Raw genomic sequence first — 16,182 nt, 5'->3', positions numbered from 1 at the left:
GGACTGTTCCTTGTGTTGCATGCACAACGATTCCCCCGTACGAGTGGACCTGCGGCCTAGTGCCACTACCCCCGATCGGCTGATACAAGTTGTGTGTCCGTCGTCACAGATTCCGGGTTCGGTCTGTGTCGGTTCGATTCCAGGCGGCTGGCACCGCGGAAGAACGAGAGAGCGCGATATGCAGGCATTGATGCAGGACCGTCCGCTGACCATCCCCCACATCTTTCACCGGGCGGAGCGGAACTTCCACGACAAGAGGATCGTGACGACCACCCTGCGGGGTGAGGTGAGCAACACCTTCGGCGAATGGAGTACGCGGGTACGGCGGCTCGCGACGGTGCTGGACGAGCTCGGAATCCCGCGGGAGGCCAAGGTCGCCACCTTCGCGTGGAACACGCAGAGCCACTTGGAGCTGTACTTCGGCGTCCCCTGCACGGGGCGGGTGTTGCACACGCTCAACATCAGGCTGTTCGCCGACCAGGTGGCCTACATCGTCGAACACGCCGAGGACGACGTCATCTTCGTGGATCGCTCCCTGCTGCCGATGCTCTGGCCGCTGGCGGACAGGCTCAGCACGGTCCGTTACTTCGTGGTGATCGACGACGGTGCCGACGCCGAGATCCCGGACGACCCCAGGATCAGGGACTACGAGGAGTTGCTGGCCGCGGCCGAGCCGTTCCGGGGCCGTTTCGAGGTCCACGACGAGAACGCGGCGGCGGCCATGTGCTACACCTCCGGCACCACCGGCAACCCGAAGGGCGTGGTCTACTCGCACCGTTCCACCGTGCTGCACTCCCTGGTGAGTCTGACCGTGGACGCTGTCGGCCTGAGCGAACGGGACACGATCCTGCCGGTGGTGCCCATGTTCCACGTCAACGCCTGGGGCCTGCCCTACGCCGCCGTGTTCGCCGGATCCTCGATCGTCTTCCCCGGTCCGGCGATGAAACCGGACGCGTTGTTGGGGATGCTGGAGCGGCACCGGGTGACCTCCACGGCGGGAGTCCCCACGATCTGGATGGGAATGCTGCCGATGCTCGGCGACCACGACCTGTCCAGTCTGCGCGTGGTGGTGGGCGGCGGCTCCGCGATCCCTCCCGCACTCTCGGAGGGCTGGCGCGAGGCCATCGGTATTCCCATCACCCAGGCCTGGGGAATGACCGAGACCAGCCCGCTGGCCTCGGCGGCCACCCCCCGCAGCCACCACGAGGGGCTGGACGCGGAGTCGTTGGTGCGGGTGCGGGCCACCCAGGGACAGGCGGTCCCGTTGGTGGAGCTGCGCATCGTGGACCTGGACACCGGGCGGGAGCAGCCCTGGGACGGGGCCACCCCGGGCGAGCTGCAGGCCGCTGGGCCCTGGATCGCCTCGGCCTACTACGGCGAGGAGGGCGCGGACGCGTTCACCGAGGACGGATGGCTGCGCACGGGTGACGTGGCCACGATGGACGAGCACGGCTTCGTCAGCCTGGTGGACCGGACGAAGGACCTGGTCAAGTCCGGAGGCGAGTGGATCTCCTCGGTCGAGCTGGAGAACGCCATCATGGCGGACTCCCGCGTGGCCGAGGCGGCGGTGATCGCCAAGCCCGACCCCACCTGGACGGAACGCCCCGTGGCGTGTGTGGTCGTGGAGCAGGGAGCCCAGCTTACCGAGCAGGAGGTCTACGACCACCTCCGGGAACGGGTCGCCAAGTGGTGGCTGCCGGACGAGGTGTGGTTCGTGGACGAACTGCCCAAGACGAGCACGGGGAAGTTCTCCAAGAAGACCCTGCGGGAACAGCTGCTCGGCGGGGCCTGAACCCACACCGGAGGCAGGGGCGCCCCCGGTCCGGCTCCACCCGGTCCCGGGGGCGTACCCGCCCCTCTTCGTGAGCTCCGCCGAGTGACGATCGTTCCGGAGCTCCCGCTGCTGACGAAGTCCTCACGACTGTTGGAACGCCCGGCTCACACTGCTCACGCGTGATGGGGGCGCAGGGTCCAGTTCACGGTCACTTCCCCGGTGACCTCCTCGGCCGAGTCACGAATCGTGCAGTGCACCGGGAACTCCGGGCGGCTTCCGGACTCCAGTTCGGCGGTGACGGCCGCGGTGTCCCTGCCCAGGATCGCTTCCGCCGTCAGCCTTCCCCGGGCGAGTTTCCTGTAACGGATCTCGGAACTGGCCACCAGCGGGACGGCTCGTTCCAGCAGGGGAGTGAAGGCGGCCATGGTGACGGCTCCCGAGGCGGTCTCGGCGAGTCCGAACATCACGGCGGCGTGCGGCCCGCCCACGTGGTTGCGTTGCTCCGGCACGTCGGGCAGGGCACACAGCATTCTCTCCGGCCCGGTCTCCAGGAACTCGATACCCGCCTTGGAGATCCACGGCACGGTCCGGGCCATCGCGTCCGCCACCCAGGCGTAGTCAGCGGTCATGCCGCATTATGTTACTAATCAGTAGCAGTGTTTGCCAGGGGGAGTCGGGGCAGTGCCCGGTGTCCCCGCCCGCTCATGATTTCCTCCCACGGGACTCGGTGCGAGACCCACCCAGCGGGTCCGGCGGGAAGTGAGTCGCCGACGTCCGAACGGCCCCCTCCGTCCCCTGGTCCGCGTGCGGCCGACGCTCTTGGTGTACTTGGCCCACCGGTCCCGGAGCGACGGCACGCTGTGCCCCTGTGACAGGGGACGCGCAAGAGCGGGGGTGAGATGAGCCTGGACGAGCTCTACCTGGCGCTGTTCGCGGGCGGCCTCGTTCTGTTGGCGAGCATCGTCGCGACCAGGTTCGCGGCCCGACTGGGGCTACCCAGTCTGTTGATCTTCCTCGCCGTGGGGGTGATCCTCGGCGAGGACGTGCTGGGGGTGGAACTCGACGACCCGCAGATCGCGCAGAACCTGGGAACCGCCGCGCTGGCCGTCATCCTGGTGGAAGGTGGACTGACCACCAAGTGGTCCGACGTGCGGCGGTTGCTCGCGCCCGCCGGGGTGCTGGCCACGCTCGGGGTCGGTGTCAGCGTCGGGGTGACCGCGCTGGGAGCGCACGTGCTCCTGGGACTCGACTGGCAGCTGGCACTGCTGCTGGGGGCCATCCTGTCCTCCACCGACGCCGCCGCCGTTTTCTCGGTGCTGCGTGTGCTGCCGATCCCGCGACGGATCCGGGGGCTGTTGGAGGCCGAGTCCGGGTTCAACGACGCCCCCACGGTCATTCTGGTGGTGCTGTTCAGCTCCACTCCCATGGAGGCGCAGCCCTGGTATCTGATCGGTTCCCTGCTCTACCAGCTCGCGGCGGGGGCGGCGATCGGCCTGCTGTTGGGGGCGATCGGTTCGCTCACGCTGCCCCGGATGGCCCTGCCCGCCTCGGGGCTGTATCCACTCGCCATCTTCGGTCTGGGGGTGTTGTCCTTCGCGGCGGCCGGGGCCGCCGGGGCCAGCGGGTTCATCGCCGCTTATCTGGCCGGGATGGTGCTGGCCAACACCGGTCTGCCCCACCGCTCGGCGACGCGCTCCTTCGCGGAGGGACTGGGGTGGTTGGCCCAGATAGGGCTGTTCGTGTTGCTCGGTCTGTTGGTCACCCCGAGCGAGCTGCACCGTGAGGTGTTGTCCGCGCTCGTGATCGGCGTGGTGCTGCTGCTGGTGGCCCGTCCGCTGGCGGTGCTCGCCTCGTTGACCGGATTCCGTTCTCCCTGGCGGGAACAGCTCTTTCTGTCGTGGGCGGGGCTGCGTGGGGCGGTGCCGATCGTGTTGGCGACCTTTCCGGTGGTGGCCGGGGTGCGGGGCAGTGACCGTCTCGTGGACATCGTCTTCGTGCTCGTTCTGTTCCTCACCCTGGTTCAGGGGCCGAGTCTGCGGATGCTGGCCAGGAAACTCGGGCTCACTCGTCCGGAGGCGACCAGGGAGGTCCAGGTGGAGTCGGCTCCGTTGGACGTGCTCGACGCCGAGTTGCTGACGGTTTCCGTTCCGGCCGGATCGCGACTGCACTACGTCACCGTGCTGGAGTTGCAGTTGCCCGAACCCAGTGTGCTCGCACTGGTGATCCGCGGGGGGAAGGTGTTCGTTCCCCGTCCCGAGAGCAGAGTGGAGGAAGGGGACCAGTTGCTGGTCGTGACCACCTCGGCCCAGCGGGAGGCGACCGAGCGGAGGCTGCGTGCCGTGGGCAGGAGAGGGAAACTGGCCTACTGGTTCGGTGAGTACGGGGATCTGCTCTGAGACACGTATCAGGATGGTGGTGCGTTTTCGGAGTGCTTTCACTCTTTCAGGAAATTAGTTGACACCATCGGATGAACTCTGTGGAGAAAAGTTGATCGTGGTGCTAGTTTGAAACCGTTCGTTTCTTGTGTCCGGTGATTCGTGCTGTTCGGTGAACCCGTTCATGGAGGTATTGATGGAATATTACACGAAAGAAGATTCGAAATGTTTTCGCGTGGCAGGTGATGTCGCTTTACTCGTGGTGACCGGGGCGACTGACTGATCCCCGACGGAGTCTCTCCGTGGTGAACCGGTCATGCCCCGGAACGTGGATTCCTCCCCAGCTTGGACGCCGCGTTCCACGCGGAGGCCGTGCGGTGGGCGAGGTGCCCACCGCACGGTATTCCGTCGGAGAACGTCGTTCGTGTGCCGTATTTCCCAGTTGCTCCGTGGAGCGGGAAAACTGACAACGGAGCCGGACGAAGTTCTCATGGTTTCCTTCCGACGTTCGTGAGGAAGGTTTTCGCAGCTCACTGTCCTCGGTGTCGGTGCGGCGTCCTCCCGTTCGGAACGGTGTTCGAGGCTGTCGGCGTGACCCCGGGCGCCTTGTCCGGGAATTCTGTGAACGGACGGCCCATTTCGTACGTGTGCCCCCTTATCCGTGTACGGATTGTTCTCCGTATCCCGCGGTCGGATCGTTTGGGTCACTGTTCATTCGCGTTTTCCGAGGTCACAGAACCCGTGGTGACCGACGCGGGTGGACCGAACCGTTCCCGTCACCAGCCCCGGTGACGCAACCGTCAGGAGGAACGATGCAACACCCGAACAGGGGGCACAGCAGACTCGCCAGTCTGTGTCTCGGTGCCGCCGTGGCGACCTCTTTCGGTGTGGCCACCGCGCTACCCGCGCAGGCAGCGGAGGGTGAGATCCGGAAGGCCGACGCCCAGGCGGCCATCGCCGACAACTACATCGTCGTGTTCGAGGACGCCGCGGCCAACGGTCCCGGTGGAGTGAGCGCGGCGGCGACCGACCTGGCCCAGCGCTACGGGGGCAGCGTCGAGCGGACCTACGAGACCGCGCTGCGTGGTTTCTCCGTGTCCATGGACGAGAACGCCGCCGAGCGACTGGCGGCCGACTCGCGGGTGAAGTACGTCGAGCAGAACCAGCGGGTTCATGCCTTCGGCACCCAGCAGGATCCGCCGTCGTACGGTCTGGACCGTATCGACCAGCGGGATCTGCCGTTGGACGGTTCCTACACCTATCCGAACGAAGGCAGCGGTGTGACCGCCTATGTGATCGACACCGGTGTCCGGGTCAGTCACAACACCTTCGAGGGCAGGGCGAGCCACGGTTACGACTTCGTCGACAACGACTCCGTGGCCAACGACTGCAACGGCCACGGCACGCACGTGGCGGGCACCGTCGGCGGAGCCGAGTACGGCGTGGCCAAGGACGTCGACCTCGTCGGCGTCCGGGTGTTGGACTGCCAGGGAAGCGGTTCCTACGCCGGAGTGATCGACGGTATCGACTGGGTGACCCAGAACGCCGACGGTCCTTCGGTCGCGAACATGAGTCTCGGTGGTTCGGCCAGCAGCGCGGTGGACGACGCGGTGCGGAACTCGATCTCCTCCGGGGTGACCTACGGGATCGCCGCCGGGAATTCGAGCGCCGACGCCTGCAACTACTCCCCCGCCAGGGTCGAGGAAGCGGTGACCGTGGGCGCCACCAACCGTCGGGACGGCGAGGCGAGCTACTCCAACTACGGCAGCTGTCTGGACATCTACGCCCCCGGCAGCAACATCACCTCGGCCTGGATCGGCAGTGACAGCGACACCAACACGATCAGCGGAACCTCCATGGCCGCCCCGCACGTGACCGGAGCGGCCGCGCTGGTGCTGGCCGACACCCCCTCGGCCTCCCCGGCACAGGTGCGTGACACGTTGGTGAACAACGCCAGTTCCGGCAAGATCTCGGGCATCGGTGCCGGCTCGCCGAACAAGCTGCTCTACGTCGGTGAGGGTGGCGGTGACGATCCGGAGAACCCCGGCAACAACGCTCCGCAGGCCTCCTTCACCGTGAACTGCGGCTACGGTTGTGAGTTCGACGCCAGCGGGTCGAGCGACTCCGACGGCTCCATCGCGAGCTACGCCTGGGACTTCGGTGACGGTGCCACCGCCACCGGAAGCACGGTCACCCACGACTACGCCGGTGGTCAGTACACCGCCACTCTGACGGTGACCGACGACGAGGGAGCCACCGACTCCACCACCCACCAGATCCAGTGCTACGACTTCGGCAGCGTGTACTGCTTCGCCTGAAGCCTGACGGGCACTGAGTGACCGGACGAACGGAGGGCCCTCCCCGGGCCCTCCGTTCACACGTGTGTGCGGCCGGTGTTCGGCGTGGTCGTGTCGGTGCCCGAAGCGTCGTGTGGGATGTAGCCAGGTGACGCTGATCCAGCACATAAGAAACTGTTCGGTTTTTTGTTTCGACACTCTCACCGGAGTCTGTGTGCGCATAGGATCTCCGGGGCCGCTTGTCCCTTCCTGATGTGAGGTCTCCCGAGAGCGGGACGGTCGGGGGTGGACTCGGGGAGGACGAAGTCGGGGGACGTCATCAAGCCCTTGAAAAACCACTTGGTTGGTTTTTTAATGAGTATACTGTTCCCACGGTGAGGGGCAGCCGAGACGGGGAGTGTGGGGACCGGGAAGGAAGATCGGGCGTGCGGGCTGACTCACGCGAACACGCGGCGGGCGGTGGCGTCCCGGCGAGGACCTACAGTCCCAGGACCGTCGGGGTGATCATGGCGGTGGCCTCGGCCTTCTGCTTCGGTGGCTCGGGGCCGGTCGCCAAGGCACTGATCAACGCGGGTCTGGGGCCGTTGCAGGTCACCTGGCTGCGTTTGGCGGGAGGAGCACTGTTGATGCTGCCTTTCGCGATCCGACACGTCGACATCCCGCGCCGGGCTCCGAAGCTTCTGCTCGGGTACGGTCTGATCGCCATCGCGGGGGTGCAGGGGTTCTACTTCGTCGCGGTCGCCAAGATTCCGGTCGGAGTCGCCCTGCTCATCGAGTTCCTGGCGCCGGTGCTGGTTCTGGGATGGACCAGGTTCGTGCGACGCAGGCCCGTCGCCAGAAGCTCGGCTGTCGGGGTGGTGATCGCCGTGGTCGGTTTGGCCGCGGTGGTCGAGGTCTGGGCTGGTTTGACCCTGGACCCCGTCGGGATACTGCTCGCGTTCGGGGCCGCCTGTTGCCAGGCCGCGTTCTTCCTGCTGGCCGACACCGGCGGAGAGGTGGATCCGCGCGCGTTGGCCTCCTACGGTCTCCTGATCGCGACAGGGGTGATCACTGCCGTCGTCGCTCCGTGGACGATCGACTGGTCGGTTCTCGGGGGACGGATCGAACTGGCCGGTCAGACGGTGCCCGCCCTGTTCGGCGTGGGATGGATCGTGCTGTTCAGCTGTGTGTTCGCCTACCTGACCGGGATCCTGGCCGTCCGTAAGCTGTCCGCCCCCGTCGCCGGAGCGATCGCCTACCTGGAACCCGTGGTGGCCACCGTGCTGGCATGGTGGTTGCTGAGTGAACACCTCGGTGCCGTGCAGATCGTGGGTGGAGTACTCGTCCTACTGGGAGCCTACGCCGCACAACGCCGGACGTCGGAGAACAACGAGCGCGTCAGCGAGCCGTTGGCCGAACCGATGTGAGGGCCCCGCTCGCGGAGGGGCGGAGGGAGGGTCCGGATCACCCCGTCCGGCTCCGTGACGGACTCGTCCCCGACGTCGCCTACGTCTCGGTGTTGTCCTCGCGCAGCAGCTCGGTACGGTTCCGCAGCCCGAGCTTGCGGATCGCCCTGGCCACGTGCTGTTCCACGGTGCGGGGGGACAGGAACAGGTTCGCGGCTATCTCCCGGTTGGTGTGGCCCCGGGCCGCGAGTTCGACGATCTCCCGCTCCCTCGGGGAGAGTCGGTCTCCGTAGCCCCTCCGCCCCCGTCGTGTCGGGGTGCCGTTACCGCGAGCCCGCCACAGGTGCCTGCACCGGGCGGCGTCTCCGGTGGCTCCGAGCCGTTCGAAGACCCGAACCGTCTCCACCACGCCCGTGGTGGGGGTTCCCAGCCCCTCCGGGGAGTGCCGCACGAGCCTTTCCGCGACGAGCGCGGCGCTGTACGGCCGGGGCAGCGAGCCGTAACGACGATGGGCGGTTCTCCAGCGTTCGACCGCCGAGTCGATCTCGTCGCGTGCCTCGTGGATCACCGCCTCGGCAGCGGCAGCGGCGGCGGAGAAGAGCGGGGAGGACCGGGTGGAGGTCGCGGCGCGGAAGCGTTCGACCACTGCTCGGGCCCGCTGGAGGTCGCCGACCCTGGTGTGGGTCTCAACTGCCACGGGAAGGAGGTCGCAGGCCCAGACCCATGCCTCCTTGTCCTCCACCAGGGCCAGTGCCTGGTCGGTCTCCCGTGTCGCCTCCGGAAGGTCCTGCCGGGACAGCCACGTTCGCGCCCGGGCGGCGCAGGCGGTGAGCATGACGGGGGTGACGGCCCCGTCCGAGGGTTGCACCCGAGCGGGTCCGAGGAAGTGTTCGGCCCGTTTCCAGTCCGCGCGGGCGGTGGCCAGCAGCCCGAGAACCAGCGAGGCCTGGGCGGCCGGGGGTTGTCCCCGTGGGCTGTCCCGCAACAGTTCGTTCGCCTGTTCCGCCAGCCCCTCCCACCGTCCGGTGAACCAGCGCAGTCCGATCTCGACCGCGTCCAGCACACTGTCCAGAAAGGTCCTTCTCGGGTGGTTCCGGGTGTGCGCGCGCGACTTCCACAGCTGTTCCGCGCAGCGGTGGTACTGCCCGAGGAAGAGCAGCACCTCCGCGTTCCGTGCGTGTGCCAGCGCCGCCGCGTGGTGTTCGGCGGTGCTGCGTGTGGTCCTGTCGAGCAGGTCGATCCACTCGTCCGCCGGCTCGCCGTGGTACAGCAGGGCAGCCGGCATCTCGGTCGGTACACCGGCGACCCCGGGAGTTTCGTGGAGCTCGGCGAGGCTCCGTCCGGCCAGCTCCAACCAACGACGTCCCTCCCCGGAGCATGTGGTGGCCGGGTGGACGTGGGAGAGGGCGAACATGCCCTCGACGGCGTGCTCGGGGTGTTCGTGCAGCTCACGCACTGCCAGTTCGAGTTCGCAGCGTGCCGCGTGCAGGGAGCCGGTGCGCAGCAGGATCTTCCCGTGCCCGAGGCGTACCCGCCCCCGGGCGGATCGGGACAGTACGGGGGAGGCGAGCAGTTTCTCCAGTACCACCGTCGTGCCGGGGCGGTGTGGTTCCTCGGGGGCGAGGTGGCCGTACTTGACCGCGAGACGTTCCAGCGTGCGCGGGGAGGGGGTGACGGCGGACAGCATCTCGGTGAGCAGTTCCACGGCGGTTCCCGTGTCCCCTTCGGAACAGGCCCGGTCGGCGGCGGCCTCGCCGTAGCGCAGCCAGTCCCGGACCCGTCCGCTGGCCCTGCTGTGCAGGGCCAGCCGGGCCAGTGGTTGCGGATCGCGGTCGGCCAGCTGACGCAGGGCCCTCTCGTGCAGCTCGGTCCGTTCCGGGCCGGTGAGGCCGCCGTAGACGGTGCGGTGGGCCAGATGGTGGCGGAACGTGTAGGTCCCCTCGGGGGTCTCGTAGAGTACGTTGGCCCGCAACGCGTGGACGAGTTCGCGTTCGGCCGTGAGGACTTCGGCCATCCGTCCGAGCGTGCGCGCGTCGGCCGGTTCGTCCAGCACGGCGGCGGCTTTGACGAGACGCAGGGCCTCTTCGGGAAGCAGGGCCATGCGCTCCAGCAGGGAGTCGTGCAGCAGTGCCGGGACCTCGACGTGCCCCTCGGAGGGGTGGTGGTCTCGGGGGAGAGCGCCGGGAGGTGCCGTCCCCTCGACCTCCCGCAGGGTTTCCTCCAGCACGAAGGGAATGCCCGCTGTCTGGGTGTGCAGCTTCCGGGCGAGTTCGGGGGAGACGCTGTCGGTTCCCAGCACGTGGGCGGCCAGTGCGCCGACCTGGTCGGTGGTGAGTGGTCGCAGGCTCAGCACGGTGCCGCGTGTGTTCCACGGAGGGCGGTAGGCGACCCCGAGCGGGGGACCGTGCAGTTCTTCGCGGCGGTAGGTCAGCACGAGGACGAGGTTCGTCGGCGGGGTGTGGGCGAGGAAGCGCAGCAGTTCAGCGGTGTGCTCGTCGGACCAGTGCAGGTCCTCGACCACCAGCACGACCGGGCCGAGCGCCTGGAGCAGGGCGTGTATTCCCCGGAACACGCGGTGCCGTTCCGCGGCCGGGTCGCCGAGTCGTTCGGGAGTGGCGGGCAGCCAGGCGTCGAGTTCGGGAAGCAGCGGGCGCAGGGCGCCGGTCACCGGGTTCAACGGGGTCGGAGGGTTCAGGGGGCCCAGGCTGCGGAGGGCGTCCAGGACCGGGCCGTAGGGGAAGGGTTCGCGGGGCGGTCGGCACGCGCCGACGGTCCTGTTGTGGTGGTGGATCTCCGGGGCCCGCAGCGTTTCGTGCACGAGGCGGGTCTTGCCGACTCCCGCTTCTCCCTCCAGCAGCACCACCGCTGGTGGGGAGGTGACGAACTCGACGAGGGTGTGGAGTTCCTCGGCGCGTCCGACCAGTGGGGGTGGTGGGGTCGAGGGAGTGGGGCAGTGGGACGAACGGGTGTCACGGACCGACATGCGAGCCCCTTCCGTGTCCGCGCGACGTCGGGTCTGGCCCCGCGAAGTGCTGGGAAGCGTATGACTCGGAGGAGTGAGCTGCGTCGAACTTAAGAGTGAATTCTTTTCCCGTTCTTCCCGTTTCCCTCGCCCCGGAGCTCCGGTTCTCGGGCAGTACCGGCCCGGACACGACTGTCTTGAGCCACGTCCGTGGCGACGGCGAGCGGCGAAAGACCTCCGCTCAGCCGGTTTCCCCGGTGGGCAGCAGTCTCCGGGCCGCCTCGTGGGCCTGTCGCAGTGGCAGCACGTCGTGGCGCAGGGTGCAACGCACCACCGCCCCCTCCAGCAGCAGGAACCACTCCTCGGCCACCTCGTCGGTGTTCGCGCATCCGGCGGCCTCGGCGATCTCCCGCAGTTCCGTGCGGATGCCCTCCTTGTGCTCCTCGATGACCTCCCTGCCCGGGTGTAGTGGTTCGGTCAGCTCCACGGCGGCGTTGACGAAACCGCATCCGCGGAACCGGTCGACCACGGTCCACTGCTCGTAGGCCTCGAACATCCCGGCCAGCCGTTGTTCGGGGGTGGTTCGGTGTCTCAGGTACCGGGCCAGGGTGGCGCACCAGGCGCGGTCGCGGGCCCGCAGGTGCTCGGTGACCAGCGCGTCCTTGGAGCCGAAGTGCGCGTACAGGGTCACCTTGGTGACCCCGGCCTGTTTCGCGACGGCGTTCACCCCGGTCGCGCGGATCCCGTGTTCGTAGAACAGCCGGGAGGCGGCGTGCAGGATCCGGTCCGCGGTGGGACCGCGTTCGCCCGTGGTTTCGTTCATGGCAGGAGGTCCGCTACCCTTCGCATAAGCTATACAAACCGGTAAGTATTACCAGTGTAGCGCCGTACCGACTCCGACACGAGAGGGAGACACCCCGATGAGTACCCGACCGCGCGCCGTGGCCTTCGACGTCCTGGAGACACTGCTCACCATCGAACCGCTACGCGCCCGGCTCTCCGAGATCGGCCAACCCCCGGAGCTGTTGCAGGCGTGGTTCATGCGTTTCCAGCGCGACTCGATGGCGCTGGCACTCAGTGGGGACTTCGGCGCGTTCCGCGACGTGGCGCGCCAGGCACTGCGTACCGACACCGGACACACCGCCGGCGAGCAGGAGATCGAGTACGTGCTCGACGGCTTCGCCGAGATGCCCGCCCACCCCGACGCCGAACCGGCCCTGCGCAGGCTCTCCGAGGAGGGCGTCGGTGTCGGCTGCCTCACCGTGGGGAATCCGGAGGCCACCGCGAACTTCCTGGAGAGGGCGGGGTTGGCGCGGCATGTCGACCAGGTGGTCACGGCCGAGCAGGCCGGGCTCTGGAAACCCGCTCCGGCGATCTACCGGGCGACGGCGTACCGGCTGGGAGTGGCGCCGCGGGACATGGCGCTGGTCGCGGTGCACGCCTGGGACTGCCACGGGGCCAAGCGGGCCGGATGTTCCGCCGGCTGGTGCAGTAGGTTGGAAGGCGAGTACGGCGACGTGTTCACCCCGGCCGACGCCACCGCCGACGATCTCGTGACCCTGACCGAGCGGCTGCTCGGGTTGCCCGCGCGGTGACCGGGTGACGTGAGGCGGAGGAAGCGACAGGCCGCGCGTTGTCGGGGAGTCGAACGTTTTTTCGTCGGGAGGACCGATGGCGCGCGGGGCGACGTCCGCACTGACCGTGTTCCGGGGACGAGCGGGGGACCGCAACGAGCGCGGAATGCTCGGAGCCCGGGTGCTCGGCTCCGAACTCGCCCGGCACACCGGGCAGAACTCGGTCCTTATCGGACAGTCCAGACCGGTGCTGAACACCTCCTGGGAGACCGAGCTGGCCGCGGCCTCCCCCGAGCTGCGGCGGCTGGCCTGCCGCTACGAGGAACTGCTGGACGCGGGGCTGTCACCGGTCACGGCGATGAACAGGTGCGCCGCCGCCCTGGCCACCCTGCCCGTACTCGTCCGCCACCGCCCCGACGTGCGGGTGGTGTGGTTGGACGCCCACCCCGACCTCAACACCCCGGCCACGTCCGCGACCGGCTATCTCGGAGGCATGGCGCTGGCCGGGGCCACGGGGATGTGGGACTCGGGGTTGGGGGCGGGACTGCCCGCCGACAACGTGGTGCTGGGCGGGGTCCGTGATCCAGACCCGCCGGAACAACGGCTGCTCGACGACGGGGTGGTGGCCACGGTGCCGGTGGGGCCGGACATGTCGAGTCGGCTGGAGGAGCTGCTCGCGGACCACCCGGTCTACCTCCACCTGGACTGCGACGTGTTGGAGCCGGGCATCCTGTCCACCGAGCAGCGGGTTCCGGGCGGGATGACCCTCGACCAGCTGGAGGCGGTCGCGGAACTGCTCGCCGACCGCGAACCGGTGGGGCTGGAGGTGGCCGAGTTCCAGGTCGCCGAACCGGGCCCCTCGTCCACTGTGGAGGCGAGTTCGGGGGCGGCCGAACTGGTGGAGGCGCTGTCCCCACTGCTGCGCGAACTCGGCGCCCGGTGACCCCCGAGGCCCTCCCGCCCGCCCCGAACGGACGGGAGGGCCTGGTCGGTGAAACACGGTTTTCCGCACCGGGCAGACCCGGCGGGGTCGCCGTGCGGGAGGTTCAGGAGCCGGTCATGGGCGGACCAACACCTTGAGTGCCTCGCGGTCGTGCATCGCGCGGTAGCCCTCGGCGATCTCGTCCAGGCCGAGGGTGTGGTCGAACACCTGTCCCGGGCGGATCCGGCCCTCCAGCACGTCCGGCAGCAGCTTCGGGATGTAGTGGCGGGCCGGGGCGACACCACCGCTGATGGTCACGTTCTTGAGGAAGGTCCGGCCCGGCTGGGGGATGTTCTCGTAGACCGGGGCTCCGACCCGTCCGATCGCTCCGCCCGCGCGGACCGCGTCCACGGCGGTGGCCAGTGACTCCGCCGTGCCGACGCACTCCAGCACGCTGGAGGCGCCCTGGCCGCCGGTCAGCTCACGCACCCGTTCGACCCCCTCGGGACCGCGTTCGGCGACCACATCGGTGGCTCCGAAACGCCGGGCCAGTTCGGTGCGGCGGGGGTGTCGACCCATGATGATCACCTGTTCCGCGCCGAGCCGGTCGGCGGCGAGCACGCCGGAGAGACCGACCGCCCCGTCACCGATCACCAGCACCGTGGATCCCAGCCCCACCGAGGCGGACACCGCGGCGTGGTGACCGGTGCTGAACACGTCCGAGAGGGTCAGCAGCGAGGCGTTCAGCTCGTCGTCGCCGTCGGCGGGCAGCGTGACCAGGGTGCCCTCGGCCCACGGCACCCGGACGGCCTCGCCCTGGGCGCCGTCGACCCCGTCGGCCCCCCAGCCTCCCCCGTTCACGCAGGAGGTGGGCAGACCCTCCCGGCAGAAGGCGCAGTCCCCGTCCGAGAAGGTGAACGGGGCCACCACCACGTCACCGGGACGCGGGGAGTTCACCTCCGAACCGGTTTCCTCGACCACGCCGAGGAACTCGTGTCCGATGCGTTTCGGTCCCTCCTCCGTCGAGGAGAGGTCGATCCCGCGGTAGGGCCACAGGTCACTGCCGCAGATGCAGCTGTGGGTCACGCGGACGATCGCGTCGGTGCTCGTATGCAGTTCGGGGTCGGGAACCCGTTCCACGCGGATGTCGCCCGGCCCGTGTATCAGGGTCGCCTTCACTCGTTCCTCCGTCCTTCGTGGCCGTGGCGGGCAGTGCGTGTGCTCAGCGGAGGTCGACCAGCATCTTGCCGGTGTTCTCGCCGCGCATCATGCCGAGGAACGCCTCGGGGGCCTGGTCGATCCCGTGGACCACGGTCTCCTCGTAGCGGATCCGTCCGTCCCGCACCCACGGACCGACCTGTTCGAGGAACCGCGGGTACAGGTCGAAGTGGTCCAGGACGATGAACCCCCGCGCGGTCAGCCGCTTGGAGACCATCTGGAACATGCCGCGCGGTCCCGGCTGGGCGTCGACCTCGTTGTACTGGGAGATCGCCCCGCACATGGCGATGCGGCCGAAGTCGTTCATGACGTGGATGGCGGCTTCGAGGTGGTCGCCGCCGACGTTGTCGAAGTACACGTCGATGCCCTCGGGGGCGGCCTCGGCGAGCTGTTGGCCCACGGGGGCCTTCTTGTAGTTGAACGCCGCGTCGAATCCGAGGTCCTCGGTGATGTGACGGACCTTCTCGTCGGATCCGGCGCTGCCGATCACCTTGCGGGCGCCGTGGAGTTTGGCCAGCTGTCCGGCGAGGGAGCCGACGGCTCCGGCGGCTCCGGAGACGAACACCACGTCATTCTCGCGCAGGTCGGCGATCTCGAACAGGCCGGCGTAGGCGGTCAGTCCGGGGGCGCCGAGCACGCCGAGGAAGGCGTTCGGGTCGGCCATCTCGGGGTCGGCCCGGCGGGTGGCGGTGGCGTCCAGCAGCGCGTACTCGCGCCAGCCCAGCATGTGCACGACCAGGTCACCCGGGGAGAAGTCCTCCGCGTTGGAGGAGACGACCTCGCCGACGGCCGCGCCGGTGAGGGGCTGGCCGACCTGGAAGGGGGCCACGTAGGTGTGCTTGTCGTTCATCTGGCCGCGCATGGCCGGGTCGACGCTCATCACCAGGTTGCGCACCAGCAGTTGGTTCGGCCCCGGTTGTTCGGGGGTGACCGTGGCGATCTCGAAGTTGTCCCGGGTGGGCCAACCCTCGGGGCGGGCGGCGAGTCGTACTTCCCGTGCCGTGGTGGGCAGTGACATCCGTTCTCCTGCGTCGCGTGTCCGGCGGTGTTTCCGGCCCGTCCGGAAGGACGAACCCAATTACATTGTACGCAACTAAAATGACTGCTTTTGTGTTGCGTAAAATACATATCGGCGGGTCAGTCCCCGGTTCTTCCCGCCCGCCGGGCGGTCGTCGGACTCACTGCCCCTGTTCGAGGCGCGCGGCAGCCGTGTCCAGGGCCTCGGTCACCCTGATCAGGTCGGCGTGCAGCTGACTCAGCTGCCGCTCGTCCAGGCCGGTGGCCGAGAGCACCCGGCGCGGGATGTCCCGCGCCTGCTCACGCAGCCGGGTTCCCTGCTCGGTCGCCTGGACCACCACGGAACGCTCGTCCTCCCGGCTGCGTTCCCGACGCACGAACCCGGCCTTCTCCAGGCGCTTCAACAGCGGGGACAGTGTCCCGGAGTCCAGCCGCAACACCCGCCCGAGCTCCTTGACCGTGAGCTCACCGCGCTCCCACACCGTCAGCATGACCAGGTACTGGGGGTAGGTGAGCCCGAGCTCGCCGAGCACCGGTCGGTAGAGCGCGTCGAAGGCACGGGAGGTGGCGTGCAGCACGAAGCAGAGCTGCCGCTCCAGACGCAACAGCTCCTCGGAGTCCACGCGCTCGGTCACGTCCCCTCGGGACTGCCGGCCGG

Annotated in this window: 12 protein-coding genes; 6 read left to right on the top strand and 6 right to left on the bottom strand. The window is 68.6% G+C overall.

Annotated features, from left to right (window positions below; all coding sequences use genetic code 11):
* The first annotated feature begins 178 nt into the window (after positions 1–178).
* Positions 179–1,792 (top strand): long-chain fatty acid--CoA ligase, encoded by a 1,614-nt coding sequence (locus ACTMO_RS0115365; protein ID WP_026449281.1) that lies wholly within the window; start codon positions 179–181, stop codon positions 1,790–1,792.
* Between the two features lie 155 nt (positions 1,793–1,947).
* Here ACTMO_RS0115365 and ACTMO_RS0115360 read toward each other — a convergent pair whose 3' ends face one another.
* A complete protein-coding gene (locus ACTMO_RS0115360) occupies positions 1,948–2,403 on the bottom strand; it encodes a DUF4442 domain-containing protein (protein WP_019855578.1) in 456 nt (151 codons plus the stop codon).
* 270 nt (positions 2,404–2,673) lie between these two features.
* On the opposite strand from ACTMO_RS0115360, the gene ACTMO_RS0115355 reads away from it, so the two are divergent.
* From ACTMO_RS0115355 to ACTMO_RS0115345, 3 genes are all read left to right on the top strand, one after another.
* The gene (locus ACTMO_RS0115355) at positions 2,674–4,170 is read left to right on the top strand and encodes a potassium/proton antiporter (RefSeq protein ID WP_019855577.1); all 1,497 of its coding nucleotides are present in this window, start codon (positions 2,674–2,676) and stop codon (positions 4,168–4,170) included.
* A gap of 791 nt (positions 4,171–4,961) precedes the next feature.
* Positions 4,962–6,467 (top strand): S8 family serine peptidase, encoded by a 1,506-nt coding sequence (locus ACTMO_RS0115350; RefSeq protein WP_019855576.1) that lies wholly within the window; start codon positions 4,962–4,964, stop codon positions 6,465–6,467.
* A 404-nt stretch (positions 6,468–6,871) separates the two neighbouring features.
* On the top strand, positions 6,872–7,852 hold the full coding sequence (locus ACTMO_RS0115345; protein ID WP_019855575.1) for an EamA family transporter: 981 nt from the start codon (positions 6,872–6,874) through the stop codon (positions 7,850–7,852).
* A 79-nt stretch (positions 7,853–7,931) separates the two neighbouring features.
* Here the strand turns inward: ACTMO_RS0115345 and ACTMO_RS0115340 are convergent, their stop codons facing one another.
* Positions 7,932–10,814, bottom strand: a complete 2,883-nt coding sequence (locus ACTMO_RS0115340; protein WP_019855574.1) for an ATP-binding protein — start codon at positions 10,812–10,814, stop codon at positions 7,932–7,934.
* Between the two features lie 220 nt (positions 10,815–11,034).
* Positions 11,035–11,616 (bottom strand): TetR/AcrR family transcriptional regulator, encoded by a 582-nt coding sequence (locus ACTMO_RS0115335; protein WP_019855573.1) that lies wholly within the window; start codon positions 11,614–11,616, stop codon positions 11,035–11,037.
* A 97-nt stretch (positions 11,617–11,713) separates the two neighbouring features.
* Between ACTMO_RS0115335 and ACTMO_RS0115330 the strand changes: the two genes are divergently transcribed.
* Complete coding sequence (locus ACTMO_RS0115330) at positions 11,714–12,388, top strand: haloacid dehalogenase type II (protein WP_019855572.1); 675 nt, start codon at positions 11,714–11,716, stop codon at positions 12,386–12,388.
* Positions 12,389–12,464: 76 nt separating this feature from the next.
* The gene (locus ACTMO_RS0115325; RefSeq protein WP_019855571.1) at positions 12,465–13,310 is read left to right on the top strand and encodes an arginase family protein; all 846 of its coding nucleotides are present in this window, start codon (positions 12,465–12,467) and stop codon (positions 13,308–13,310) included.
* Between the two features lie 114 nt (positions 13,311–13,424).
* Here the strand turns inward: ACTMO_RS0115325 and ACTMO_RS0115320 are convergent, their stop codons facing one another.
* The 3 genes from ACTMO_RS0115320 to ACTMO_RS0115310 all read right to left on the bottom strand — a co-directional run bounded on the left by ACTMO_RS0115320 (position 13,425) and on the right by ACTMO_RS0115310 (position 16,159).
* Entirely contained in the window at positions 13,425–14,468 is a 1,044-nt protein-coding gene (locus ACTMO_RS0115320; RefSeq protein WP_019855570.1) for a zinc-dependent alcohol dehydrogenase family protein, read from the bottom strand.
* A 43-nt stretch (positions 14,469–14,511) separates the two neighbouring features.
* On the bottom strand, positions 14,512–15,525 hold the full coding sequence (locus ACTMO_RS0115315; protein WP_019855569.1) for an NADP-dependent oxidoreductase: 1,014 nt from the start codon (positions 15,523–15,525) through the stop codon (positions 14,512–14,514).
* A gap of 160 nt (positions 15,526–15,685) precedes the next feature.
* The gene (locus ACTMO_RS0115310) at positions 15,686–16,159 is read right to left on the bottom strand and encodes a MarR family winged helix-turn-helix transcriptional regulator (protein WP_019855568.1); all 474 of its coding nucleotides are present in this window, start codon (positions 16,157–16,159) and stop codon (positions 15,686–15,688) included.
* Between the last annotated feature and the right edge of the window lie 23 nt (positions 16,160–16,182).

This window comes from Actinopolyspora mortivallis DSM 44261 (assembly GCF_000384035.1).
GTDB classification, from domain to species: domain Bacteria; phylum Actinomycetota; class Actinomycetes; order Mycobacteriales; family Pseudonocardiaceae; genus Actinopolyspora; species Actinopolyspora mortivallis.
Note: the sequence above shows the minus strand (reverse complement) of the source record. Positions and strands in the feature narration are given on the sequence as shown.

Bases quoted from the DNA above. Each gene is read 5' to 3' on its own strand.
- ACTMO_RS0115365 (WP_026449281.1), top strand. From the start codon at position 179: ATGCAGGCATTGATGCAGGACCGTCCGCTGACCATCCCCCACATCTTT.
- ACTMO_RS0115360 (WP_019855578.1), bottom strand. From the start codon at position 2,403: ATGACCGCTGACTACGCCTGGGTGGCGGACGCGATGGCCCGGACCGTG.
- ACTMO_RS0115355 (WP_019855577.1), top strand. From the start codon at position 2,674: ATGAGCCTGGACGAGCTCTACCTGGCGCTGTTCGCGGGCGGCCTCGTT.
- ACTMO_RS0115350 (WP_019855576.1), top strand. From the start codon at position 4,962: ATGCAACACCCGAACAGGGGGCACAGCAGACTCGCCAGTCTGTGTCTC.
- ACTMO_RS0115340 (WP_019855574.1), bottom strand. From the start codon at position 10,814: ATGTCGGTCCGTGACACCCGTTCGTCCCACTGCCCCACTCCCTCGACC.
- ACTMO_RS0115335 (WP_019855573.1), bottom strand. From the start codon at position 11,616: ATGAACGAAACCACGGGCGAACGCGGTCCCACCGCGGACCGGATCCTG.
- ACTMO_RS0115330 (WP_019855572.1), top strand. From the start codon at position 11,714: ATGAGTACCCGACCGCGCGCCGTGGCCTTCGACGTCCTGGAGACACTG.
- ACTMO_RS0115325 (WP_019855571.1), top strand. From the start codon at position 12,465: ATGGCGCGCGGGGCGACGTCCGCACTGACCGTGTTCCGGGGACGAGCG.
- ACTMO_RS0115315 (WP_019855569.1), bottom strand. From the start codon at position 15,525: ATGTCACTGCCCACCACGGCACGGGAAGTACGACTCGCCGCCCGCCCC.